This window comes from Paraburkholderia sp. JPY419, from assembly GCF_050435705.1.
Lineage (GTDB): Bacteria > Pseudomonadota > Gammaproteobacteria > Burkholderiales > Burkholderiaceae > Paraburkholderia > Paraburkholderia youngii.
Map to the genome: position 1 here is coordinate 2,185,697 of NZ_JBNDKV010000002.1, position 24,237 is coordinate 2,209,933.

Consider the following 24,237-nt stretch of genomic DNA (forward strand, 5'->3'; position numbering starts at 1 on the left):
TCGGGACACGATGCCGCATGCATCCCGGAGCTGACATATTTCGTATGAATGTTGTTGCTTTGCATCATCCAAGGCGCCGGCTCGGACCGTCGTCTCACTTGACCGGCGCGGTGCCGAGACCATGCTCGACCATGCCGACCACCTGTTCGGCGAACTCGCTATAACCCATGCGGCCGTCCGGCTTGAGCCACGTGAAGGTCCAGTTGATCATGCCGAACACCATCATCGTCAGCGCGGTCTGGTTGTCGCGCGTCGCTCGTTCGGGGTAGGCGCGCGCGAGCTGCCGCGCGAACGCGGCGACCACGTCGCGCTGGCGGTTCAGGATGATCTCGCGCTGCGAATCGACCAGATACTTGACATCGTTCAACAGCGCGACGTGCCGGCTGTGCGACGTCTCATACTCGGACAGGAACGCGCGGATCAGCTCCGCGAAGGTTTCGCGCTCGCTCAGTTCGCGCCGCTGGCTCGACCCTTCCACCTCGGCGATGATCAGCATCAGCCGCTTCGTGTAGCGATCGAGCAGGTCGAACAGGATGGCTTCCTTGCTCTCGTAATAGTGATAGAGGCGCGCCTTCGAGGTGCCGCTCGCCGCGGCGAGATCGGCCATCGACGTGCTTGGGTAGCTGGTCTGCGCAAACTTCGCGGCGGCCAGTTCGAGAATCTGCTCGCGCTGGGTTTCGTGGTCGGGGGCTCGGGTGCGGGCCATAGTTGTCTGTTTTATCTTATTGGGGTGAGCTGGAAGCGGACGCCGCGCGCAGTTCGAGCGAGCGCCATTCGTTCGCGTCGCCACGCAGGTGGATGCGTCGTTGCGTCGCGAGTTCGCGCATGCGCCACAGCACGATGCTGTCGCTGGCGAGAAACCACAGTTCGGAGGTCATAACATAGGCGGCGACGCGCGCGGCGGGCTGCCAGTCGTCGCTTGCGCGTTCGAGGATCAGCGTGTCGATTTCGGCAAAGCTGCCGCTCGTGAAGGTATTGTCACGCCAGCGCCGCGTCTCGCCGTTCGCCTGCTTGACCTCCTGCCATTCGAGCGCAAGCCGGCTGATGCGCAGCACGGAAATCGGCGCGGCGTCCGGCAGATGTGCCTGCAATACGTCCGGCGCAAACATGCCGACCGATGTCGCGCGGTCCTTGCGCGTATGCGCCCACGCTTGCGGATCGGCGAGCTCGGCGATCGACAGACGCACTTCGTTCAAACGCTGCGGGCTGTTGCGCACCAGGTAGCAGACACGGCGCAGCATCAGCTGATCGGACGCGCTTTCGGCGTGCCACACAACGAGATTCGCGGTGTCGTTCGAGAGGCCGTCGAGCACTGCGGCCTGTTCGCGGAACTCGCGCACGAAGTCGCGTCGCGTGTCGGCGTTGACGCGTTCCCAGAAGTCGGCGCGCACGTAGGGAGCGTCGTCGACGCCGCGCAGCGGGCCGACCGCCAGATCGTCGCGCAACGGCTGCACGCGATCGTCGCGGCCCGCCAGGGCCAGCGCGCTACGCAGCGACTCGGCGGCGACGTCGCCGTTGGTGAGATGAATCGTGCTCATGGGCAAGGGTTTGCTGTGACGCTTGCAGCTGTAACAAAAAGAGGCCGCTCGCCGACTGGAAACCGATGTCCCGATCGATGAGCGGCCCCTAGTGTAAGCGGATCGCGAAACGGCCGAAAGCGGCGCCGGCCGTTACACGAAGCGAGTGCCCACCCTGGCGACGAAAGCTCCAGGCTCAACGTTCGTCGTAACTGACGACGACCTTCTCGCTCACCGGATGACACTGGCACGTCAGCACGAACCCGTCGCGGACCTCGTGTTCTTCGAGCGTGTAGTTCTTTTCCATCTTCACTTCGCCCTCGAGCACCTTCGCGCGGCACGTACAGCACACGCCGCCCTTGCACGCATACGGCAGCGCCAGACCGGCGCGCAGCCCGACGTCGAGCACGCTCACCCCCTGATACGGCAGGCGCAGCCTGCGCCGCTTGCCGTCGAGCACGATCTCGAGGTCGGCAGCCGGGGTGTCCGCGGTGATCTCGACGGGCGGCACCCCCGCCTGCGGCAGCGGCGTGCCGAAACGCTCGACGTGCACCTTCGCGGGCGGCACGCCGGCGGCCTTCAGGGCCGCCTCGGCCGCGTCCATCATCGGCGCGGGGCCGCAGATGAACGCCTCGTCGATCGCGTCGGCCGGCAGCAGCTGCTCGAGGAACGCCGCGCACTTCTGCTGGTCGAGCACGCCGTTGAACAGCTCGACGTCCTGCAGGTCGTCCGACAGCACGTGATACAGCACGAAGCGGTTCATGAAGCGGTTCTTCAGATCCTCGAGTTCCTCGGCGAACATGATCTGGTCGACGCTGCGGTTGCCGTACACCAGCGTGAAGGTGCTGCGCGGCTCGACTTCGAGCGTGGTCTTGATGATCGCCAGCACCGGCGTGATGCCCGAGCCGCCCGAGAACGCGAGGTACTGCTGGCCCTGTTCGGCGTTCAGGTGCGTGAAGAAGCGGCCGTCCGGCGTCATCACGTCGATCGTGTGGCCGGGCTGCAGCGTGTCGAACGCGAAGTTCGAGAAACGCCCGCCGCGCACGCGCTTGATGCCGATGCGCAACTCGCCGTCGCGGTCATAGTCGGTGACGCCCACGCAGATCGAATACGAACGGCGCGTTTCCTCACCGTCGATATGCGTCTTCAGCGTGACGAACTGGCCCTGCGTGAAGCGGTACTGGTCGCGCAGTTCGGGCGGGACTTCGAAGGCGACCGACACCGCATCGGCGGTTTCGGGACGTACTTCGCGGATACGCAGCGGATGGAATTGCGGGGTGGCCATATCAGTACGGTTTGAAGTAGTCGAAGGGTTCGCGGCAGTCGAGGCAGCGATACAGGGCCTTGCAGGCGGTCGAGCCGAACTGCGCGAGTCGCTCGGTGTGTGCGCAGCCGCAGCGCGGGCAGGGCGGGGCGGGCAGCGCGCGCGGCACGAAGCGCAGCACTTTCTCCTGTGACGCAGACGTCGCGGCTGAACCGCAGTTGCCCGTGGGCGGCGCGATGCCGTAGACGCGCAGTTTTTCGCGCGCCTCGGCGGTGATCCAGTCGGTGGTCCAAGCCGGCGCGAGTACGGTGGCGACGCGGTACGGCGTGAGCTGCGCGGCCTCGAGCGCACGGCCGATGTCTTCGGCAATCTGCGACATCGCCGGGCAGCCCGAGTAGGTCGGCGTGATCACGACTTCGAGCGCGCCGTCCGCGGCGCGTCGCACCTCGCGCAGGATGCCGAGCTCGCGGATCGAGACCACCGGGATCTCCGGGTCGGGTACCGCTTCAAGCACGCTCCACGCGCGGGTGAGCGCGGGATCGGTCGTGGCGGTGGTGGCAGCGGCTGTATTCACGGGCTGCGCGGCGGTCGAGGTCGTCATCGCGGGCTCACCAGTTCGCGCCCGGATGCTGGCGCGCGAGGCTCTGCATTTCCGCGAGCACGAAACCCATGTGCTCCGAATGCTCGCCGTGCTTGCCGGTGCTCACGTGCCGCAGCGCCGCGGGCAGCGTCAGCGTGGCCGCGTCGAGCGTGGCGCGCACGTCGTCGAGCCATGCGGCTTCCAGCGTCGAGGTGCGCGGGCCGATGCCGGCCGCGGCGATCGCGTCTTCCACCGCGTCCGCGCTGAAGAACTCGTACGTGTACGGCATCAGATAGTCGAGCGCGGCCTGCGCGCGACGGTGCGATTCGTCGGTGCCGTCGCCGAAACGGATCAGCCACTCGCCCGCGTGATGCACGTGGTACTGCGTTTCCTTGATCGACTTCGCGGCGATCGCGGCGAGCTGTGCGTCGGCGGAACCCGTCAGCGCGCTCCACAGGTGCAGCATCAGCGTCGAATACAGGAAGTTGCGCACGATGGTGACCGCATAGTCCTTCTCTGCCTGCGCGGTGCCGGCGAGCGGCCCGTAGTGCGGCAGCTCGACGAGCGTGTAGTTCGCGAATTCGCGCTCGGCGCGGAAGTACGCGTAGTCGTCCTCGCTGCGCTGACGGCCGGTGAGCTGCTCTTCGAGCGTGGCCGCATGCGTGTACAGCAGGCGCGCCTGGCCGATCAGGTCGAGGCTCATGTTCGACAGCGCGATGTCCTCTTCGAGGATCGGGCCGTGGCCGCACCACTCGCTGTTGCGCTGACCGAGGATCAGCGCGGTATCGGCGAGGCGCAGCACGTACTGCAGATGTTCGGGCGTGATGGATATTGTGGTCATGGCGCGCTTACATGTGGTTGACTTCGTCGGGCAGCGTGTAGAACGTCGGGTGGCGATAGATCTTGTCGCCCGCCGGTTCGAACAGTTCGGCCTTCTCGTCGGGCGCCGAGGCGGTGATCGCCGAGGACGGCACCACCCAGATGCTCACGCCTTCCTGGCGGCGCGTGTAGACGTCGCGCGCCATGCGCAGCGCCATCGGCGCGTCGGCCGCGTGCAGACTGCCGCAGTGCTTGTGGTCGAGTCCCTGCTTGCTGCGCACGAACACTTCCCAAATCGGCCATTCCTTGTTCATTGCTGATCTCCTGATTCCTGTGATGTGCGGTGCCACTCAGGCGGCGTGCTGTTGCGCGCGCTGGCGCTGTTTTTCGGCATGGGCGAGTGCGGCTTCGCGCACCCAGGCGCCGTCCGCATGGGCCTTCACGCGCGTGGCAAGGCGCTCGCGGTTGCACGGGCCGTCGCCATTGACGACGCGCCAGAACTCTTCCCAGTCGATGTCGCCGTAGTCGTAGTGGCCGCGCGCCGCGTTCCATTTGAGCTGCGCATCGGGCAGCGTGACGCCGAGCACCTTGGCCTGCTCGACGGTCGCGTCGACGAATTTCTGGCGCAGGTCGTCGTTGGTGATGCGCTTGATGCCCCATTGCGCCGACTGGTTGCTGTGCACCGAGTCCCTGTCGCTCGGGCCGAACATCATCAGCACCGGCCACCACCAGCGGTTCACCGCCTGCTGCACGAGCTCGCGCTGCGCGTCGGTGCCGGCCATCATCGCGAGCAGCGCATCGAACCCCTGGCGCTGGTGGAACGACTCTTCCTTGCAGATGCGGATCATCGCGCGGGCGTACGGCCCGTAGGTGCAGCGGCACAGCGGGATCTGGTTCATGATCGCCGCGCCGTCGACCAGCCAGCCGATCACGCCGACGTCGGCCCAGGTGGGCGTCGGGTAGTTGAAGATGCTCGAATACTTGGCCTTGCCTGCGTGCAGCGCGTCGATCAGCTGCTCGCGCGACACGCCGAGCGTTTCGGCGGCGCTATACAGATAGAGCCCGTGGCCGGCCTCGTCCTGCACCTTGGCGATCAGGATCGCCTTGCGCTTCAGGCTCGGCGCGCGGGTGATCCAGTTGCCCTCGGGCAGCATGCCGACGATCTCCGAGTGCGCGTGCTGCGAGATCTGCCGCACCAGCGTCTTGCGGTACGCGTCGGGCATCCAGTCCTGCGGCTCGATCTTGCCGTCGGCGGCCATGACCGCGTCGAAGCGCGCCTGTTCGGGCGAATTCGCGTCCGCGTCCTGTGGGGCGACGTGGCCGGGGATATCGAGGGATTGGGTGTACATGGGACGCTCTCTGAAGGAGTAGTCTGTGTCGGCGTAGTATAAACCAACCGACCGGTCGGTTAATAAATTTTTTGAGGACGGGGATTGGGCTTGATAGCGTCATTCAGGGGTGTTGAAGCACGTCCCCCACTCCGACACTTACCGGTAAAATTGCGAATTGGCCGCGATCTGCGGCCCACTTGCATCTCCGGTACTCATGTTACGTCTAAGCGAAATCAAACTCCCGCTCGATCATCCCGAAAGCGCCCTCGAAGCCGCCATCCGTGCGCGCCTCGCGGACCTCGGCGTGGCGCGGGACGGGCTCATCCGATACACCGTGTTTCGCCGCGCGCACGACGCGCGCAAGCGCGCCGACATCAAGCTCACCTATATCGTCGATGTCGAGGTCAAGGATGAAGCGGCCGCGCTGAAACGGCTCGCCGACGTGCCGCATTGCGGCGTGACCCCCGACATGAGCTACAAGTTCGTCGCCAAAGCGCCCGCCCAACTGACCACGCCGCGTCCGGTCGTGATCGGCATGGGACCGTGCGGTCTGTTCGCAGGACTGATCCTCGCGCAGATGGGCTTCCGGCCGATCATCCTCGAGCGCGGCAAGGCCGTGCGCGAGCGCACCAAGGACACGTTTGGCCTGTGGCGCAAATCGGTGCTGAATCCCGAGTCGAACGTGCAGTTCGGCGAAGGTGGCGCGGGCACTTTTTCGGACGGCAAGCTCTACAGCCAGATCAAGGACCCGAAACATTACGGCCGCAAAGTGCTCGACGAATTCGTGCGGGCCGGTGCGCCCGAGGACATCCTGTACCTGAGCCGGCCGCATATCGGCACGTTTCGCCTCGTCAGCATGGTCGAGAAGATGCGTGCGGGCATCCATGAGCTGGGCGGCGAAGTGCGCTTCGAGACGCGTGTCGAGGACATCGACATCGACAACGGCCAGGTGCGCGGGCTGAAGCTGTCGACCGGCGAGACGCTGCGCTGTGACCACGTGGTGCTGGCGGTCGGCCATAGCGCACGCGACACCTTCCAGATGCTGCACGACCGCGGCGTTCACGTCGAGGCGAAGCCGTTTTCGCTCGGTTTCCGGATCGAGCATCCGCAAGGGGTGATCGATCGCAGCCGTTTCGGCAAATTTGCCGGTCACAAACAGCTCGGTGCAGCCGACTATAAGGTGGTGCACCACTGTAGCAATGGGCGCGCGGTGTATAGCTTTTGCATGTGTCCCGGCGGCACCGTGGTGGCGGCCACGTCGGAGCCCGGGCGGGTCGTCACGAACGGCATGAGCCAGTACTCGCGCGCGGAGCGCAACGCGAATGCGGGCATCGTGGTCGGCATTACGCCAGACGACTACCCGGGCGGCCCGCTTGCGGGCATCGCGTTTCAGCGCAAGTGGGAGGAGCGGGCGTTCGAACTCGGTGGCGGCAACTATATGGCGCCGGGGCAGTTGGTCGGGGACTTCATCGCCGGGCGTCCGTCCACGTCGCTCGGCTCCGTCGTGCCGTCGTATAAGCCCGGCGTGCGGCCAACCGATCTCAGCACCGCACTGCCCGACTACGCGATCGAGGCGATTCGCGAAGCGCTGCCGCAGATGGAAAAGAAAATCGCCGGTTTCGCGATGCATGACGCGGTGCTGACCGGCGTTGAAACCCGAACGTCGTCGCCGGTACGCGTTCGTCGCGGGGACGACTACCAGAGCGTCAACATCAAAGGGCTGTATCCCGCCGGCGAAGGTGCGGGATACGCGGGCGGGATCTACTCGGCCGCGATCGACGGAATCGAAGTCGCCGAAGCCGTCGCTCTGAAGATCATGAGTCAGCAAACGGCATGAGTCCAAACGGGCACAGCCGCCGGGCACCGGCGATTGCCGCGTCGTTCGGGCACAATGCGCGTTTCGTCTCGAACCGATCGTCCGAATGACCATTCGCACCCTGGCTGCCGCATGCGGCGCGGCGCTGCTTGCCCAATTTGCTCCGTTTGTCGTTTCCTCGAATGCGTTCGCTGCCGAAGCGCCCGAGCATTGGGTCGCCGTGTGGGCGACCGCGCTGCAACCGCTTCCCCAGCAGGCCGACTTGCCACCGCTGTATCGCGCGCCGGAAGTCGCCGGGCGCACCGTCCGGCAAATCGTGTATCCGACTTTGTCGGGAAAGACGGCGCGGATTCATCTGAGCAATGCGTATGGCAAGACACCTCTGGTCATCGACGAGCTGCGCATCGCGCGCTCGGCCGGCGGCGCGGCGGCGGTAGCGAGGGATGGCAGTCGAGTGACGTTTGCTGGCAAGGGCGCAGTCAGCGTTCCGCCCGGCGGCGAGCTGGACAGTGATCCGATTGGGATCGACGTCGTCGAGGGCGCGCCGTATGCGATCAGTGCGTTTATGGGACCGGAGCAGCGGATCGTCGCGTGGCACCGGGTGTCGAATCAGGTGAATTATGTGTCGGGGCCGGGCAATCACACTGCCGACACGTCCGCCGCCGCATTTCGCGGCCGCTTCACCCAATATGTGTGGGTCACGAGCTTGTCGGTGGAGGCGGTGGCGCCGTCAGTTGCCGTCGCTGCGATCGGCGACTCGATCACCGACGGCATGCGCTCCAGCCTGAACCAGAACCGTCGCTGGCCGGATGCGCTGGCTCGGCGACTGGCGGCGAGCGGCGCGCAGTCGACGGCGATCGTGAATCTCGGCATCAGCGGCAACCGGCTTCTTAGCGACTCACCTTGTTATGGCGACGCGCTTGCGAGCCGGTTTGAGCGCGATGTTTTGCAACGTCCGGGCGTCAAGGCGGCGGTTGTGCTGATTGGCATCAACGACATTAACTTTGCGGCAATGCCGCCTCATGGCGGGCTCGACTGCGATTTTCCTCATACGTCCGTCACGGCTGCCGATCTGATCGCCGGTTACCAGCGAGTGATCGCGGCCGCGCGGCGCAAGGGTGTCAAGGTGTTCGGCGCGACGCTGACGCCGGCGTCGCTGCCGCAGGAGCGGGAAAACATCCGACTCGCGGTTAATCAGTGGATCCGGACTAGTCGCGCTTTCGATGGCGTCGTCGATTTCGACGCGGCGTTGCGCGACAGAGCGCAGCCGGAGCGTCTGCAGCGCGCTTTCGATAGCGGCGATCACATCCATCCGAGCGACGCTGGCTACGCGGCCATGGCCGACGCTGTTCCTGTTGAGGCAGTGGTGAGCGCGGCCCGGAAGTGAGTCACAACTTTTTTTAAGCAAAAGCGAAATCGGGTATTGACGAGACGAGAAAGGGTCTCCATAATCTCGTTTCTCTGCTGCAGACGCAGCGACGCAAACGAAGCAGTGCCGGGTGGTGGTAGTTCCGGCGTTGCGGGTTGGGCGGATCGATCTTTAAAAACTAACAGCCGATAAGTGTGGGCGCTTGATGCGGAATGCGGCGGCGGGTTCGTATGAATCTGCTGCAAGGCAAAAGTATCAGAAGCCTCACACAGTATTAGAGGAAGGTTTATCTGTCGAAAGACGGATGGATCATCGTCAGTACGTTGAGTGAGCGACCGGTTCGTCAGCAGGAAACTGCGGAACCGAAAACAGTAACAGGTTTGAACTGAAGAGTTTGATCCTGGCTCAGATTGAACGCTGGCGGCATGCCTTACACATGCAAGTCGAACGGCAGCACGGACTTCGGTCTGGTGGCGAGTGGCGAACGGGTGAGTAATACATCGGAACGTGTCCTGGAGTGGGGGATAGCCCGGCGAAAGCCGGATTAATACCGCATACGCTCTGTGGAGGAAAGCGGGGGATCTTTCGGGACCTCGCGCTCAAGGGGCGGCCGATGGCAGATTAGGTAGTTGGTGGGGTAAAGGCCTACCAAGCCGACGATCTGTAGCTGGTCTGAGAGGACGACCAGCCACACTGGGACTGAGACACGGCCCAGACTCCTACGGGAGGCAGCAGTGGGGAATTTTGGACAATGGGCGCAAGCCTGATCCAGCAATGCCGCGTGTGTGAAGAAGGCCTTCGGGTTGTAAAGCACTTTTGTCCGGAAAGAAAACCTCGTGGCTAATATCCGTGAGGGATGACGGTACCGGAAGAATAAGCACCGGCTAACTACGTGCCAGCAGCCGCGGTAATACGTAGGGTGCGAGCGTTAATCGGAATTACTGGGCGTAAAGCGTGCGCAGGCGGTGCTGTAAGACCGATGTGAAATCCCCGGGCTTAACCTGGGAACTGCATTGGTGACTGCAGCGCTGGAGTATGGCAGAGGGGGGTGGAATTCCACGTGTAGCAGTGAAATGCGTAGAGATGTGGAGGAACACCGATGGCGAAGGCAGCCCCCTGGGCCAATACTGACGCTCATGCACGAAAGCGTGGGGAGCAAACAGGATTAGATACCCTGGTAGTCCACGCCCTAAACGATGTCAACTGGTTGTCGGGCCTTCATTGGCTTGGTAACGTAGCTAACGCGTGAAGTTGACCGCCTGGGGAGTACGGTCGCAAGATTAAAACTCAAAGGAATTGACGGGGACCCGCACAAGCGGTGGATGATGTGGATTAATTCGATGCAACGCGAAAAACCTTACCTACCCTTGACATGGATGGAATCCTGGTGAGAGCCGGGAGTGCCCGAAAGGGAGCCATCACACAGGTGCTGCATGGCTGTCGTCAGCTCGTGTCGTGAGATGTTGGGTTAAGTCCCGCAACGAGCGCAACCCTTGTCCCTAGTTGCTACGCAAGAGCACTCCAGGGAGACTGCCGGTGACAAACCGGAGGAAGGTGGGGATGACGTCAAGTCCTCATGGCCCTTATGGGTAGGGCTTCACACGTCATACAATGGTCGGAACAGAGGGTTGCCAAGCCGCGAGGTGGAGCCAATCCCAGAAAACCGATCGTAGTCCGGATCGCACTCTGCAACTCGAGTGCGTGAAGCTGGAATCGCTAGTAATCGCGGATCAGCATGCCGCGGTGAATACGTTCCCGGGTCTTGTACACACCGCCCGTCACACCATGGGAGTGGGTTTTACCAGAAGTGGCTAGTCTAACCGCAAGGAGGACGGTCACCACGGTAGGATTCATGACTGGGGTGAAGTCGTAACAAGGTAGCCGTATCGGAAGGTGCGGCTGGATCACCTCCTTTCCAGAGCTATGCATTCAGTGCATTCAAGTGCTCACGCTTATCGGCTGTGGTTTAGAGAAGCAACGCAGACAGACTCAGGGGTCTGTAGCTCAGTCGGTTAGAGCACCGTCTTGATAAGGCGGGGGTCGATGGTTCGAATCCATCCAGACCCACCATCTTTGTCTGCTGGTGCTGACTGGGACACCCTTGAGTCGGGTATGACCGGGGGATTAGCTCAGCTGGGAGAGCACCTGCTTTGCAAGCAGGGGGTCGTCGGTTCGATCCCGTCATCCTCCACCAATCCTCAATGCGCAGGGTTCTGCCTGAAGGCAGAGCGTTGCGCATTGGCGATTGAGCCAGTCAGAGCGGTACACGATTCAATCGTGATATCGGCTGTCGTTCTTTAACAATCAGGAAGAAGTAGTAAAGAGATTCACGAAAGCGTACCTGGAGATGGGTATGCGAGTAGGTGAATCAGGGTTGTGATTGTATCGATGTATTTTAAGGGAATCGAGAGATTGCCTTTGGAATACGGCGCAACACGAATACTCAACCTGTAGCGGCATGTGATCTGCGGTGAGCAATCATTGAGACACACCCGTTATAGGGTCAAGCGAACAAGTGCATGTGGTGGATGCCTTGGCGATCACAGGCGATGAAGGACGCGGTAGCCTGCGAAAAGCTCCGGGGAGCTGGCAAACGAGCTTTGATCCGGAGATGTCCGAATGGGGAAACCCACTCCTAATGGAGTATCCGTAGCTGAATCCATAGGCTACGTGAAGCGAACGCGGTGAACTGAAACATCTAAGTAACCGCAGGAAAAGAAATCAACCGAGATTCCCAAAGTAGTGGCGAGCGAAATGGGATGAGCCTGTACTCTTTATTCTCATTGTTAGTCGAACGCTCTGGAAAGTGCGGCCATAGCAGGTGATAGCCCTGTAGACGAAAACAGCGGGAAAGAACTAGGTGTACGAGAAGTAGGGCGGGACACGTGAAATCCTGTCTGAAGATGGGGGGACCATCCTCCAAGGCTAAATACTCGTGATCGACCGATAGTGAACCAGTACCGTGAGGGAAAGGCGAAAAGAACCCCGGGAGGGGAGTGAAACAGATCCTGAAACCGCATGCATACAAACAGTCGGAGCCTCTGCGAAGGGGTGACGGCGTACCTTTTGTATAATGGGTCAGCGACTTACATTCAGTGGCGAGCTTAACCGATTAGGGCAGGCGTAGCGAAAGCGAGTCCGAACAGGGCGTCCAGTCGCTGGGTGTAGACCCGAAACCAGGTGATCTATCCATGGCCAGGTTGAAGGCACGGTAACACGTGCTGGAGGACCGAACCCACTAACGTTGAAAAGTTAGGGGATGAGCTGTGGATAGGGGTGAAAGGCTAAACAAACCTGGAAATAGCTGGTTCTCTCCGAAAACTATTTAGGTAGTGCCTCGTGTATCACCTTCGGGGGTAGAGCACTGTCATGGTTGTGGGGTCCATTGCGGATTACTACGCCATAGCAAACTCCGAATACCGAAGAGTGCAATCACGGGAGACAGACATCGGGTGCTAACGTCCGGTGTCAAGAGGGAAACAACCCAGACCGCCAGCTAAGGTCCCCAAATATGGCTAAGTGGGAAACGAAGTGGGAAGGCTAAAACAGTCAGGAGGTTGGCTTAGAAGCAGCCACCCTTTAAAGAAAGCGTAATAGCTCACTGATCGAGTCGTCCTGCGCGGAAGATGTAACGGGGCTAAGCCATATACCGAAGCTGCGGATGCACATTTATGTGCATGGTAGGAGAGCGTTCCGTAAGCCTGCGAAGGTGCACTGGAAAGTGTGCTGGAGGTATCGGAAGTGCGAATGCTGACATGAGTAGCGATAAAGGGGGTGAAAGGCCCCCTCGCCGTAAGCCCAAGGTTTCCTACGCAACGTTCATCGGCGTAGGGTGAGTCGGCCCCTAAGGCGAGGCAGAAATGCGTAGCTGATGGGAAGCAGATTAATATTTCTGCACCATTGTGAAATGCGATGGGGGGACGGATCGCGGAAGGTTGTCCGGGTGTTGGAAGTCCCGGTCGCTGCATTGGAGAGGGTGCCCTGGCAAATCCGGGCACAGGACTCAAGGGTGTGGCGCGAGCTTCTTCGGAAGCGAAGCAACTGGAAGGGGTTCCAGGAAAAGCCTCTAAGCTTCAGTTTCACAGTGACCGTACCGCAAACCGACACAGGTGGGCGAGATGAGTATTCTAAGGCGCTTGAGAGAACTCGGGAGAAGGAACTCGGCAAATTGGTACCGTAACTTCGGGATAAGGTACGCCCTGGTAGCTTGACTGGCCTGCGCCAGGAGGGTGAAGGGGTTGCAATAAACTGGTGGCTGCGACTGTTTAATAAAAACACAGCACTCTGCAAACACGAAAGTGGACGTATAGGGTGTGACGCCTGCCCGGTGCCGGAAGATTAAATGATGGGGTGCAAGCTCCTGATTGAAGTCCCGGTAAACGGCGGCCGTAACTATAACGGTCCTAAGGTAGCGAAATTCCTTGTCGGGTAAGTTCCGACCTGCACGAATGGCGTAACGATGGCCACACTGTCTCCTCCCGAGACTCAGCGAAGTTGAAGTGTTTGTGATGATGCAATCTCCCCGCGGCTAGACGGAAAGACCCCATGAACCTTTACTGTAGCTTTGCATTGGACTTTGAACCGGTCTGTGTAGGATAGGTGGGAGGCTGTGAAGCGTGAACGCCAGTTTGCGTGGAGCCGTCCTTGAAATACCACCCTGATCTGTTTGAGGTTCTAACCTTGGTCCGTGATCCGGATCGGGGACAGTGCATGGTAGGCAGTTTGACTGGGGCGGTCTCCTCCCAAAGTGTAACGGAGGAGTACGAAGGTACGCTAGGTACGGTCGGAAATCGTGCTGATAGTGCAATGGCATAAGCGTGCTTGACTGTGAGACTGACAAGTCGAACAGGTGCGAAAGCAGGTCATAGTGATCCGGTGGTTCTGTATGGAAGGGCCATCGCTCAACGGATAAAAGGTACTCTGGGGATAACAGGCTGATACCGCCCAAGAGTTCATATCGACGGCGGTGTTTGGCACCTCGATGTCGGCTCATCTCATCCTGGGGCTGTAGCCGGTCCCAAGGGTATGGCTGTTCGCCATTTAAAGAGGTACGTGAGCTGGGTTTAAAACGTCGTGAGACAGTTTGGTCCCTATCTGCCGTGGGCGCTGGATATTTGAAGGGGGCTGCTCCTAGTACGAGAGGACCGGAGTGGACGAACCTCTGGTGTACCGGTTGTCACGCCAGTGGCATCGCCGGGTAGCTATGTTCGGAAGAGATAACCGCTGAAAGCATCTAAGCGGGAAACTCGCCTTAAGATGAGATATCCCCGGGGCTTCGAGCCCCTTGAAGGGTCGTTCAAGACCAGGACGTTGATAGGTCAGGTGTGCACGTACAGTAATGTACTGAGCTAACTGATACTAATTGCCCGTAAGGCTTGATCCTATAACAGGTGTGTCTCGACAACCGTTAGCGCTTCAGCGCTTACGGGTGTCCGATCCCCGAAGGGGATGAAGACATGCAGTTTGAGATCGGTGTTGTGCCAGAAACAACACAACCCCAAAACACGAATCCTTTACGCTTCTTCCCGATTGGCTGTGGCGCCGGGTTGACCCCAACCCGACTGCGACGCAGCAACCCGTCATGCCTGATGACCATAGCGAGTCGGTCCCACCCCTTCCCATCCCGAACCAGGACCGTGAAACGACTCCACGCCGATGATAGTGCGGATTGCCCGTGTGAAAGTAGGTAATCGTCAGGCTCCCCCAAAAGCCAGAAACCCCACCCGCAGCGGTGGGGTTTTTGCGTTTACGGAAAGCTAACAGCCAATCACTATATAAGTGAGAGCGTTGGGATCGGAACGGTCAAGCAGGTCTTGACAAAAGGATGTTGTTCCCCCATAATCATCAGTTCTCTGCGGAGGGGTGCCCGAGTGGCTAAAGGGGGCAGACTGTAAATCTGTTGGCTTACGCCTACGTTGGTTCGAATCCAACCTCCTCCACCAGAATGCAAGTTGCAGCGGTTGTTGGGAATCCATGATCCTTGCGGGTGTAGCTCAATGGTAGAGCAGAAGCCTTCCAAGCTTACGACGAGGGTTCGATTCCCTTCACCCGCTCCAGTAGCACAGATGTAGCGCCCATGTGGCTCAGTGGTAGAGCACTCCCTTGGTAAGGGAGAGGTCGGCAGTTCGATCCTGCCCATGGGCACCAGAAGTAATCGGTGATTGTTTGCGCCCGGCGCAACGTACGGAAAATCCTCTTAGGAGTCGAAAATGGCCAAGGGTAAGTTTGAGCGGACCAAGCCGCACGTGAACGTGGGCACGATCGGTCACGTTGACCACGGCAAGACCACGCTGACGGCAGCGATCACGACGGTTCTGACGCAGAAGTTTGGCGGCGAAGCGAAGGCGTACGACCAGATCGACGCGGCGCCGGAAGAAAAGGCGCGCGGCATTACCATCAACACCGCGCACGTCGAGTACGAAACGGCTAACCGCCACTACGCACACGTTGACTGCCCGGGCCATGCTGACTACGTGAAGAACATGATCACGGGTGCGGCGCAGATGGACGGCGCGATCCTGGTGTGCTCGGCTGCTGACGGCCCGATGCCGCAAACGCGTGAGCACATTCTGCTGGCGCGTCAGGTTGGCGTTCCGTACATCATCGTGTTCCTGAACAAGTGCGACATGGTGGACGACGCTGAGCTGCTGGAGCTCGTCGAGATGGAAGTTCGCGAACTTCTGTCGAAATACGACTTCCCGGGCGACGACACGCCGATCATCAAGGGTTCGGCCAAGCTGGCGCTGGAAGGCGACAAGGGCGAGCTGGGTGAAGTGGCGATCATGAACCTGGCCGACGCGCTGGACACGTACATCCCGACGCCGGAACGCGCGGTTGACGGTTCGTTCCTGATGCCGGTGGAAGACGTGTTCTCGATCTCGGGTCGTGGCACGGTGGTGACGGGCCGCGTCGAGCGTGGCGTGATCAAGGTCGGCGAGGAAATCGAGATCGTCGGTATCCGCGCAACGGCCAAGACGACCTGCACGGGCGTGGAAATGTTCCGCAAGCTGCTCGATCAGGGGCAGGCCGGCGACAACGTTGGTATCCTGCTGCGCGGCACGAAGCGTGAAGACGTGGAGCGTGGTCAGGTTCTGGCCAAGCCGGGTTCGATCAACCCGCACACGCACTTCACGGCTGAAGTGTACGTGCTGAGCAAGGACGAAGGCGGCCGTCACACGCCGTTCTTCAACAACTACCGTCCGCAGTTCTACTTCCGTACGACGGACGTGACGGGCTCGATCGAGTTGCCGAAGGACAAGGAAATGGTGATGCCGGGCGACAACGTGTCGATCACGGTGAAGCTGATCAACCCGATCGCGATGGAAGAAGGCCTCCGCTTCGCAATCCGCGAAGGTGGCCGTACGGTCGGCGCTGGTGTCGTCGCAAAGATCATCGAGTAACGCCAGACAGTTCTCGATAATCGGTTGTCTCGGGGTTGGCGGTGTCGTCAACCCCAAATGGTTTAGGGGTATAGCTCAACTGGCAGAGCGTCGGTCTCCAAAACCGAAGGTTGGGGGTTCGATTCCCTCTGCCCCTGCCAACTATCGCGTCGTAGTGGCGCTTCGTTAAGGTGTTATGGCGAATCCTTCCGTCGAAACTGTAAATACATCCGGCGACAAGATGATGTTAATCGCCGGTGTGTTGCTGGTCTTGGCCGGGTTCGTGGGGTTCTTCTGGCTTAGTGGCCAGGAATGGTACATCCGCGGAGCTGCCTTGGCTGTTGGTGCGATCGCGGGTGTCGCAGTCGGGCTTCTCTCGGCGCCGGGCAAGGGTTTCATCGCTTTCGCCAAAGACTCGTATAAAGAAGTCCGTAAGGTCGTTTGGCCGACTCGGAAAGAAGCCACGCAAACGACGCTTGTAGTGTTCGGCTTCGTAGTCGTGATGGCCGTCTTTCTCTGGGTTTGTGATAAATCCATCGAGTGGGCGATTTTCTCGGCGATTCTGGGTTGGAAATGATATGAGTGATACTTCGGCATCCCCGAGTGGCAAGCGTTGGTACGTGGTGCACGCATACTCAGGTATGGAGAAGAGTGTGCAGCGAGCGCTTCAGGAGCGCATCGAGCGGGCTGGCATGCAGGATCAGTTCGGGCAGATCCTCGTTCCCACAGAAGAAGTTGTTGAGGTAAAGGGTGGTCACAAATCAGTGACGGAACGTCGTTTTTTCCCCGGCTACGTTTTAGTCGAGATGGAAATGACAGATGAAACGTGGCACCTCGTGAAGAACACGGCGAAGGTGACCGGTTTTGTAGGCGGGGCGCGCAACCGCCCGAGTCCGATTTCCCCTCGGGAAGTTGAAAAAATCATGTCGCAGATGCAGGAGGGCGTAGAGAAACCGCGTCCGAAGACCCTGTTCGAAGTAGGCGAGATGGTGCGGGTAAAAGAAGGCCCGTTCACAGATTTCAACGGCAGCGTCGAAGAAGTGAACTACGAAAAGTCGCGAGTCCGTGTTTCCGTTACGATCTTCGGCCGGGCAACGCCGGTCGAGTTGGAATTCGGTCAGGTCGAAAAGTTGTAGTCCAAGTTTTACGGAACGCATCGCTAGGTGCGTTCCGTATTTCGCGCTTACGGTCCGCGTAATGGCCGTTGAGGAGCGTAATTAGCCAACTGTCGGCGAACACGCGCTACTACTCACTGAGCGTCCGCACGTAGGTCGGCGTTCCAAAGAGGTTCTCGAAATGGCAAAGAAAATTATCGGCTTTATCAAGCTGCAGATTCCTGCAGGTAAAGCCAACCCGTCGCCGCCGGTTGGTCCGGCACTGGGTCAGCGCGGCCTGAACATCATGGAGTTCTGCAAGGCGTTCAACGCGCAGACTCAAGCAATGGAGCCGGGTCTGCCGATTCCTGTCGTGATTACGGCATTCGCAGACAAGAGCTTCACGTTCGTTCTGAAGACGCCGCCGGCAACGGTTCTGATCAAGAAGGCAGCGAAGCTCGAAAAGGGTTCGAGCAAGCCGCATACCGACAAGGTCGGCAAGATCACCCGTACTCAAGCCGAAGATATCGCCAAGACCAAGATGCCCGATCTGACGGCTGCTGATCTGGATGCAGCGGTTCGTACAATCGCTGGTAGCGCCCGCTCGATGGGCATCACCGTGGAGGGCGTGTAAATGGCTAAGCTTTCGAAGCGTCTGCAAGCATTTGCAGCCAAAGTGGATCGTCAGAAGCTGTATCCGATTGAGGATGCTCTGTCGCTCGTGAAGGAATGTGCAAGCGCGAAGTTTGACGAGTCGATCGACGTCGCCGTGCAACTCGGCATCGACGCAAAGAAGTCGGATCAAGTGGTTCGTGGGTCGGTCGTGTTGCCGGCTGGCACCGGTAAGTCGGTGCGCGTCGCTGTGTTCGCGCAGGGGGACAAGGCTGAGCAGGCTCGTGCCGCTGGTGCTGACGTCGTCGGTATGGAAGATCTGGCTGAACAGGTCAAGGCCGGCAACCTGAACTTCGACATCGTAATCGCTTCGCCGGACACGATGCGTATTGTCGGTACGCTCGGTCAGATCCTGGGGCCACGCGGCCTGATGCCGAACCCGAAGGTTGGCACGGTCACCCCGGACGTCGCGACTGCGGTCAAGAACGCCAAGGCGGGTCAGGTGCAATTCCGTGTCGACAAGGCCGGTATCATCCACGCAACGATCGGCCGTGCTTCGTTCGAACCGGTAGCCCTGCGCAAAAACCTGAACGCGCTGATCGAAGCGCTGCAAAAGGCGAAGCCGGCAACGAGCAAGGGCGTGTACCTCCGCAAGGTCGCGCTGTCGAGCACGATGGGTGTGGGCGTTCGCGTCGACCAGACGTCGATCGCTGCACAGTAATAAATTTGGCCGCTCTGGTGCGAATCGGGGCGGTTTTTAAGGGCTTTGGGCGGTTGCGAGGTGGCAGTCTGCATTGCGCAACCGGTTGTCAAAGACCGTTGGCGGGCACGCAGCAGGTAGGCGGGTCCTTAATGTAAGGCCAACGCAGATGGCGAACCCGAAAAGGTTTTGTAGTGATGAAGCCGTCCGATGTCCCTAGGAATGCGGGCTTAGGACGGTCGAAATACTCCTGACTGGTCGGACGCCGTTATTGAACGCGGTACACAAGGCGCACGCTGCGTGTATCGAATCTGGAGGTTAACCGTGCCACTCAACAAAGAAAGCAAGCAGGCCGTCGTCGCTGAGGTTGCCGCGCAAGTCGCGAAAGCTCAGACCGTGGTTCTGGCTGAGTATCGTGGAATCGCGGTTGGCGATCTGACCAAGCTACGCGCGAAAGCGCGCGAGCAACAGGTTTACCTTCGCGTGTTGAAGAACACGCTGGCGCGTCGCGCCGTTGAGGGTACCCCGTTTGCTCCGCTGGCAGAGCAGATGACTGGCCCCCTGATCTACGGCATCTCGGAAGATGCAATTGCTGCTGCTAAGGTCGTCAATGACTTCAGCAAGGGCAATGACAAGTTGGTCATCAAGGCTGGTTCCTACGAAGGCAAGGTGATGGACAAGGCTGGCGTGCAAGCGCTGGCAAACATCCCGAGCCGCGAGGAACTGCTCTCCAAGCTGTTGTTCGTTATGCAGGCACCTGTTTCGGGCTTTGCGCGCGCCTTGGCCGCGCTGGCAGAAAAGAAACAAGGCGAAGAAACCGCTGCGTAATGCACTTCAGTCGAGCGTAATTGATCGCTGGCTGTATCCGAATTCAATTTAGGAGTATTTCAAATGGCAATCGCAAAAGAAGACATCCTCGAAGCCGTAGGCTCGATGTCGGTTCTGGAACTGAACGAGCTCGTCAAGGCGTTCGAAGAAAAGTTTGGCGTGTCTGCAGCTGCTGTTGCAGTGGCAGGCCCGGCAGGTGCGGCCGGCGGCGCAGCTGCTGCTGAAGAGCAGACCGAATTCACGGTCATCTTGGCTGAAACCGGTGCAAACAAGGTTTCGGTAATTAAGGCTGTTCGCGAACTGACGGGTCTCGGCCTGAAGGAAGCGAAGGATCTGGTCGATGGTGCACCGAAGCCCGTTAAGGAAGCGGTGCCCAAGGCTGCTGCTGAAGAAGCCAAGAAGAAGCTGGAAGAAGCCGGCGCGAAGGTTGAAATCAAGTAAGCTTCAACGCGCTGTGCGAAGGCTGGCGGTTTTTCACCGCCGGCCTTTTTGTGCTTTGTGGAGGACGCGTTTTTGCAGGTGTACGCCAGCAGAAATGTGATTTCCAGAAGCCAAAGAAAAACGCCTTCCGTAATATTGACCGGTGTTTCTCTTTGTCTTCTGAAGCGACTGCAGAAGGCAAGTTTGGTCGGGTAGCGGGCAACACAGGCATCCGCTGCCGTCAGCCAGCGGTTGGTAGCGGCCAACCACCAAGCTTCTAGGCTCGTTCAAGCCATCGGACGGCCATCGGGTCTCAGTCGGTGAACACTCGGGTTGTCTCATCAAGGTATCCTGCCTCGACAACTATGCCCGCCGTGATTCGGAGATCGTATGCAATATTCCTTCACCGAGAAGAAGCGTATTCGCAAGAGTTTTGCGAAGCGCCCCATCGTTCACCAAGTACCTTTCCTGCTGGCTACCCAGCTTGAATCATTCAGCACGTTTCTGCAAGCAGATACGTCGTCTACGCAACGCAAGCCGGAAGGCCTGCAGGCCGCGTTTACTTCTGTTTTCCCGATCGTTTCGCACAACGGCTTCGCGCGTCTCGAGTTCGTCAGCTACATGCTGTCGCCGCCAGCATTCAACATCAAGGAATGCCAGCAGCGCGGTCTGACGTACTGCTCGGCGCTGCGCGCCAAGGTGCGTCTGGTGCTGCTCGACAAGGAATCGCCGAGCAAGCCGGTCGTCAAGGAAGTGAAGGAACAGGAAGTGTACATGGGCGAAATCCCGCTCATGACACCGACCGGTTCGTTCGTCATCAACGGCACGGAACGTGTGATCGTTTCGCAGCTGCACCGTTCGCCGGGTGTGTTCTTCGAGCACGACAAGGGCAAGACGCACAGCTCGGGCAAGTTGTTGTTTTCGGCACGTATCATTCCTTACCGTGGCTCGTGGCTCGACTTCGAGTTCGACCCGAAGGACGTGCTTTACTTCCGCGTCGACCGCCGCCGTAAGATGCCGGTCACGATCCTGCTGAAGGCAATCGGCCTGACGCCGGAACAGATCCTCGCAAACTTCTTCGTGTTCGACAATTTCACGCTGATGCCGGAAGGCGCGCAGATGGAATTCGTGCCGGAGCGTCTGCGCGGTGAAGTCGCGCGCTTCGATATCACGGACCGCGACGGCAACGTGATCGTCCAGAAGGACAAGCGGATCAACGCCAAGCACATTCGCGATCTCGACAACGCGAAGACCAAGTTCATCTCGGTACCGGAAGATTATCTGCTCGGCCGCGTGCTCGCGAAGAACGTAATCGACGGCGATACGGGCGAAGTCATCGCGAACGCGAATGACGAAATCACGGAATCCGTGCTCGAGAAGCTGCGCGAAGCGAAGATCAAGGACATCCAGACGCTCTACACGAACGATCTGGACCAGGGTCCGTATATCTCGTCGACGCTGCGTATCGACGAAACGGCCGACAAGATGGCCGCGCGCATTGCAATCTATCGCATGATGCGTCCGGGCGAGCCGCCGACCGAAGAAGCGGTCGAGGCGTTGTTCAACCGCCTGTTCTACAGCGAAGAAGCGTACGACCTGTCGAAGGTGGGTCGTATGAAGTTCAACCGCCGCGTCGGCCGTGACGAAATCGTCGGCCCGATGACGCTGCAGGACGACGACATCCTCGCGACGATCAAGATCCTCGTGGAACTGCGCAACGGCAAGGGCGAAGTGGACGACATCGACCACCTCGGCAACCGTCGTGTGCGTTGCGTCGGCGAACTCGCAGAGAACCAGTTCCGTGCGGGCCTCGTGCGTGTCGAACGTGCTGTGAAGGAACGCCTCGGCCAGGCCGAAAGCGAAAACCTGATGCCGCACGACCTGATCAACTCCAAGCCGATCTCGTCGGCGATTCGCGAGTTCTTCGGTTCGTCGCAGCTGTCGCAGTTCATGGACCAGACCAACCCGCTGTCGGAAATCACGCACAAGCGTCGTGTTTCCGCGCTGGGCCCGGGCGGTCTGACGCGTGAGCGCGCCGGCTTCGAAGTCCGCGACGTGCATCCGACCCACTACGGCCGCGTGTGCCCGATCGAAACGCCGGAAGGTCCGAACATCGGTCTGATCAACTCGCTCGCTCTGTACGCGCACCTGAACGAATACGGCTTCCTCGAAACGCCGTATCGCAAGGTTGCGGACGGCAAGGTGACCGACCAGATCGACTACCTGTCGGCGATCGAAGAAGGCCGTTACGTGATCGCTCAGGCGAACGCGGCGGTGGCCGACGACGGCACGCTGACCGACGAACTCGTGTCGTCGCGTGAAGCGGGCGAAACGCTGATGGTGACGCCGGACCGCATCCAGTACATGGACGTGGCACCGTCGCAGATCGTGTCGGTCGCTGCTTCGCTGATTCCGTTCCTCGAGCACGACGACGCGAACCGCGCATTGATGGGCTCGAACATGCAGCGTCAGGCTGTGCCGTGTCTGCGTCCGGAAAAGCCGGTCGTCGGTACGGGCATCGAGCGCACCGTGGCGGTCGACTCGGGCACGACGGTTCAGGCACTGCGTGGCGGTGTGGTCGATTACGTCGACGCGGGCCGTATCGTGATTCGCGTGAACGACGACGAAGCGGTCGCAGGTGAAGTCGGTGTCGACATTTACAACCTGATCAAGTACACGCGTTCGAACCAGAACACGAACATCAACCAGCGTCCGATCGTGAAGATGGGCGACAAGGTTGCGCGAGGTGACGTGCTGGCTGACGGCGCATCAACCGATCTGGGCGAGCTCGCGCTCGGCCAGAACATGCTGATCGCGTTCATGCCGTGGAACGGCTACAACTTCGAAGACTCGATCCTGATCTCGGAGAAGGTGGTGGCGGACGACCGTTATACGTCGATCCACATCGAAGAACTGAATGTCGTTGCTCGCGACACGAAGCTCGGACCGGAAGAAATCACGCGCGACATCTCGAACCTCGCGGAAGTGCAGCTTGGCCGTCTCGACGAGTCGGGCATCGTGTACATCGGCGCGGAAGTCGAAGCGGGCGATGTGCTGGTCGGCAAGGTCACGCCGAAGGGCGAAACCCAGCTGACGCCGGAAGAAAAGCTGCTGCGCGCGATCTTCGGTGAGAAGGCATCTGACGTGAAGGACACGTCGCTGCGTGTGCCGTCGGGCATGAGCGGTACGGTGATCGACGTTCAGGTGTTCACGCGTGAAGGCATCCAGCGCGACAAGCGCGCCCAACAGATCATCGACGATGAACTGAAGCGCTATCGTCTCGACCTGAACGACCAGCTGCGTATCGTGGAAGGCGATGCGTTCCAGCGTCTCGCGCGAATGCTCGAAGGCAAGGTTGCGAACGGCGGTCCGAAGAAGCTCGCGAAGGGCACGAAGATCGAGCGCGCTTACCTCGAAGATCTGGATCACTACCACTGGTTCGACATCCGCCTCGCGGATGAAGAAGCAGCGGCCCAGCTCGAAGCGATCAAGAACTCGATCGAAGAGAAGCGTCACCAGTTCGACCTCGCGTTCGAAGAGAAGCGCAAGAAGCTCACCCAGGGCGACGAACTGCCGCCGGGCGTGCTGAAGATGGTCAAGGTGTATCTGGCAGTGAAGCGCCGTCTGCAGCCTGGCGACAAGATGGCAGGCCGTCACGGTAACAAGGGTGTCGTGTCGAAGATCGTGCCGATCGAAGACATGCCGTACATGGCCGACGGCCGTCCGGCTGACGTCGTTCTGAACCCGCTCGGCGTGCCGTCGCGGATGAACGTGGGTCAGGTTCTCGAAGTGCATCTGGGTTGGGCCGCGAAGGGTCTCGGCTGGCGTATCGGCGAAATGCTGCAGCGTCAGGCGAAGATCGCTGAACTGCGCGAATTCCTGATCAAGATCTACAACGAATCGGGCCGCGCCGAAGAGCTGGACAGCTTTAGCGACGACGAAATCCTCGAACTGGCGAAGAATTTGCGCGAAGGTGTGCCGTTTGCAACGCCGGTGTTCGACGGTGCGACGGAAGAAGAAATGTCGCGCGCGCTGGATCTGGCGTTCCCGGACGAGATCGCTGAGAACCTCGGCATGACGCCGTCGAAGAACCAGGTGCGTCTGTTTGACGGCCGCACGGGCGAGATGTTCGAACGTACGGTGACGGTCGGCTACATGCACTACCTGAAGCTGCACCACCTGGTCGACGACAAGATGCACGCGCGCTCCACGGGTCCGTACTCGCTCGTGACGCAACAGCCGTTGGGCGGTAAGGCGCAGTTCGGTGGCCAGCGTTTCGGTGAAATGGAAGTGTGGGCGCTCGAAGCGTACGGCGCATCGTACGTGCTGCAGGAAATGCTGACGGTGAAGTCGGACGACGTGACGGGCCGGACCAAGGTTTACGAGAACCTGGTCAAGGGCGATCACGTGATCGATGCCGGCATGCCTGAGTCGTTCAACGTGTTGGTGAAGGAAATCCGGTCGCTGGGTATCGACATCGACCTGGACCGGAACTAATCGGACTACTG

General features: G+C 60.1%; 17 protein-coding genes, 6 tRNA genes and 3 rRNA genes. 19 read left to right on the plus strand and 7 right to left on the minus strand.

The window, feature by feature from the left end; all coding sequences use genetic code 11:
• Positions 1-94 precede the first annotated feature (94 nt).
• The 7 genes from QFZ91_RS16060 to paaA form a co-directional block, all read right to left on the minus strand.
• Positions 95-706 carry a TetR/AcrR family transcriptional regulator gene (locus QFZ91_RS16060; protein WP_176124623.1) on the minus strand — a complete coding sequence of 204 codons (612 nt, stop codon included), beginning with the start codon at positions 704-706 and terminating at the stop codon, positions 95-97.
• Between the two features lie 16 nt (positions 707-722).
• The gene (locus tag QFZ91_RS16065) at positions 723-1,538 is read right to left on the minus strand and encodes a DUF1835 domain-containing protein (RefSeq protein WP_429567799.1); all 816 of its coding nucleotides are present in this window, start codon (positions 1,536-1,538) and stop codon (positions 723-725) included.
• Positions 1,539-1,713: 175 nt separating this feature from the next.
• A complete protein-coding gene (paaE, locus tag QFZ91_RS16070; RefSeq protein WP_368594380.1) occupies positions 1,714-2,802 on the minus strand; it encodes a 1,2-phenylacetyl-CoA epoxidase subunit PaaE in 1,089 nt (362 codons plus the stop codon).
• Between the two features lies 1 nt (position 2,803).
• The gene (gene paaD, locus QFZ91_RS16075; protein WP_429567800.1) at positions 2,804-3,382 is read right to left on the minus strand and encodes a 1,2-phenylacetyl-CoA epoxidase subunit PaaD; all 579 of its coding nucleotides are present in this window, start codon (positions 3,380-3,382) and stop codon (positions 2,804-2,806) included.
• A 7-nt stretch (positions 3,383-3,389) separates the two neighbouring features.
• Positions 3,390-4,193, minus strand: a complete 804-nt coding sequence (gene paaC / locus QFZ91_RS16080; protein ID WP_429568655.1) for a 1,2-phenylacetyl-CoA epoxidase subunit PaaC — start codon at positions 4,191-4,193, stop codon at positions 3,390-3,392.
• A 16-nt stretch (positions 4,194-4,209) separates the two neighbouring features.
• Positions 4,210-4,494, minus strand: a complete 285-nt coding sequence (paaB, locus tag QFZ91_RS16085) for a 1,2-phenylacetyl-CoA epoxidase subunit PaaB (RefSeq protein ID WP_013090772.1) — start codon at positions 4,492-4,494, stop codon at positions 4,210-4,212.
• A gap of 36 nt (positions 4,495-4,530) precedes the next feature.
• Positions 4,531-5,529, minus strand: a complete 999-nt coding sequence (gene paaA, locus QFZ91_RS16090) for a 1,2-phenylacetyl-CoA epoxidase subunit PaaA (protein WP_429566159.1) — start codon at positions 5,527-5,529, stop codon at positions 4,531-4,533.
• A 196-nt stretch (positions 5,530-5,725) separates the two neighbouring features.
• Here paaA and QFZ91_RS16095 point away from each other — a divergent pair, with 196 nt between their 5' ends.
• The 19 genes from QFZ91_RS16095 (at position 5,726) to rpoB (ending at position 24,226) form a co-directional block, all read left to right on the plus strand.
• The gene (locus tag QFZ91_RS16095) at positions 5,726-7,348 is read left to right on the plus strand and encodes an NAD(P)/FAD-dependent oxidoreductase (RefSeq protein WP_429567801.1); all 1,623 of its coding nucleotides are present in this window, start codon (positions 5,726-5,728) and stop codon (positions 7,346-7,348) included.
• Between the two features lie 85 nt (positions 7,349-7,433).
• The gene (locus tag QFZ91_RS16100) at positions 7,434-8,714 is read left to right on the plus strand and encodes an SGNH/GDSL hydrolase family protein (protein ID WP_429567802.1); all 1,281 of its coding nucleotides are present in this window, start codon (positions 7,434-7,436) and stop codon (positions 8,712-8,714) included.
• Positions 8,715-9,078: 364 nt separating this feature from the next.
• A 16S ribosomal RNA gene (locus QFZ91_RS16105) occupies positions 9,079-10,611 on the plus strand.
• Positions 10,612-10,689: 78 nt separating this feature from the next.
• Positions 10,690-10,766: transfer RNA gene (locus QFZ91_RS16110), tRNA-Ile, on the plus strand.
• 48 nt (positions 10,767-10,814) lie between these two features.
• A tRNA-Ala gene (locus QFZ91_RS16115) sits at positions 10,815-10,890 on the plus strand.
• A gap of 307 nt (positions 10,891-11,197) precedes the next feature.
• Positions 11,198-14,079 (plus strand): 23S ribosomal RNA (locus QFZ91_RS16120).
• A gap of 201 nt (positions 14,080-14,280) precedes the next feature.
• Positions 14,281-14,395: ribosomal RNA gene (rrf, locus tag QFZ91_RS16125) — 5S ribosomal RNA — on the plus strand.
• Together the 16S, 23S and 5S rRNA genes with 5 tRNA genes alongside form the textbook arrangement of a ribosomal RNA operon.
• A 157-nt stretch (positions 14,396-14,552) precedes the next feature.
• Positions 14,553-14,638, plus strand: a tRNA-Tyr gene (locus QFZ91_RS16130).
• 40 nt (positions 14,639-14,678) lie between these two features.
• Positions 14,679-14,752: transfer RNA gene (locus tag QFZ91_RS16135), tRNA-Gly, on the plus strand.
• A 16-nt stretch (positions 14,753-14,768) separates the two neighbouring features.
• Positions 14,769-14,843, plus strand: a tRNA-Thr gene (locus tag QFZ91_RS16140).
• 62 nt (positions 14,844-14,905) lie between these two features.
• Positions 14,906-16,096: an elongation factor Tu gene (gene tuf, locus QFZ91_RS16145; protein ID WP_013090760.1), complete on the plus strand. Its 1,191-nt coding sequence runs from the start codon at positions 14,906-14,908 to the stop codon at positions 16,094-16,096.
• Between the two features lie 64 nt (positions 16,097-16,160).
• Positions 16,161-16,236, plus strand: a tRNA-Trp gene (locus QFZ91_RS16150).
• A gap of 35 nt (positions 16,237-16,271) precedes the next feature.
• Positions 16,272-16,652 (plus strand): preprotein translocase subunit SecE, encoded by a 381-nt coding sequence (gene secE, locus QFZ91_RS16155; RefSeq protein ID WP_429567803.1) that lies wholly within the window; start codon positions 16,272-16,274, stop codon positions 16,650-16,652.
• 1 nt (position 16,653) lies between these two features.
• Positions 16,654-17,211: a transcription termination/antitermination protein NusG gene (gene nusG, locus QFZ91_RS16160; RefSeq protein WP_429567804.1), complete on the plus strand. Its 558-nt coding sequence runs from the start codon at positions 16,654-16,656 to the stop codon at positions 17,209-17,211.
• 160 nt (positions 17,212-17,371) lie between these two features.
• Entirely contained in the window at positions 17,372-17,803 is a 432-nt protein-coding gene (gene rplK, locus QFZ91_RS16165; protein ID WP_429567805.1) for a 50S ribosomal protein L11, read from the plus strand.
• Positions 17,804-18,502, plus strand: a complete 699-nt coding sequence (rplA, locus tag QFZ91_RS16170) for a 50S ribosomal protein L1 (RefSeq protein WP_429567806.1) — start codon at positions 17,804-17,806, stop codon at positions 18,500-18,502.
• A gap of 303 nt (positions 18,503-18,805) precedes the next feature.
• Entirely contained in the window at positions 18,806-19,309 is a 504-nt protein-coding gene (gene rplJ / locus QFZ91_RS16175) for a 50S ribosomal protein L10 (RefSeq protein ID WP_176110093.1), read from the plus strand.
• A gap of 63 nt (positions 19,310-19,372) precedes the next feature.
• Positions 19,373-19,750 (plus strand): 50S ribosomal protein L7/L12, encoded by a 378-nt coding sequence (gene rplL, locus QFZ91_RS16180; RefSeq protein ID WP_018420143.1) that lies wholly within the window; start codon positions 19,373-19,375, stop codon positions 19,748-19,750.
• A gap of 369 nt (positions 19,751-20,119) precedes the next feature.
• The gene (rpoB, locus tag QFZ91_RS16185; RefSeq protein WP_176124236.1) at positions 20,120-24,226 is read left to right on the plus strand and encodes a DNA-directed RNA polymerase subunit beta; all 4,107 of its coding nucleotides are present in this window, start codon (positions 20,120-20,122) and stop codon (positions 24,224-24,226) included.
• Positions 24,227-24,237 lie beyond the last annotated feature (11 nt).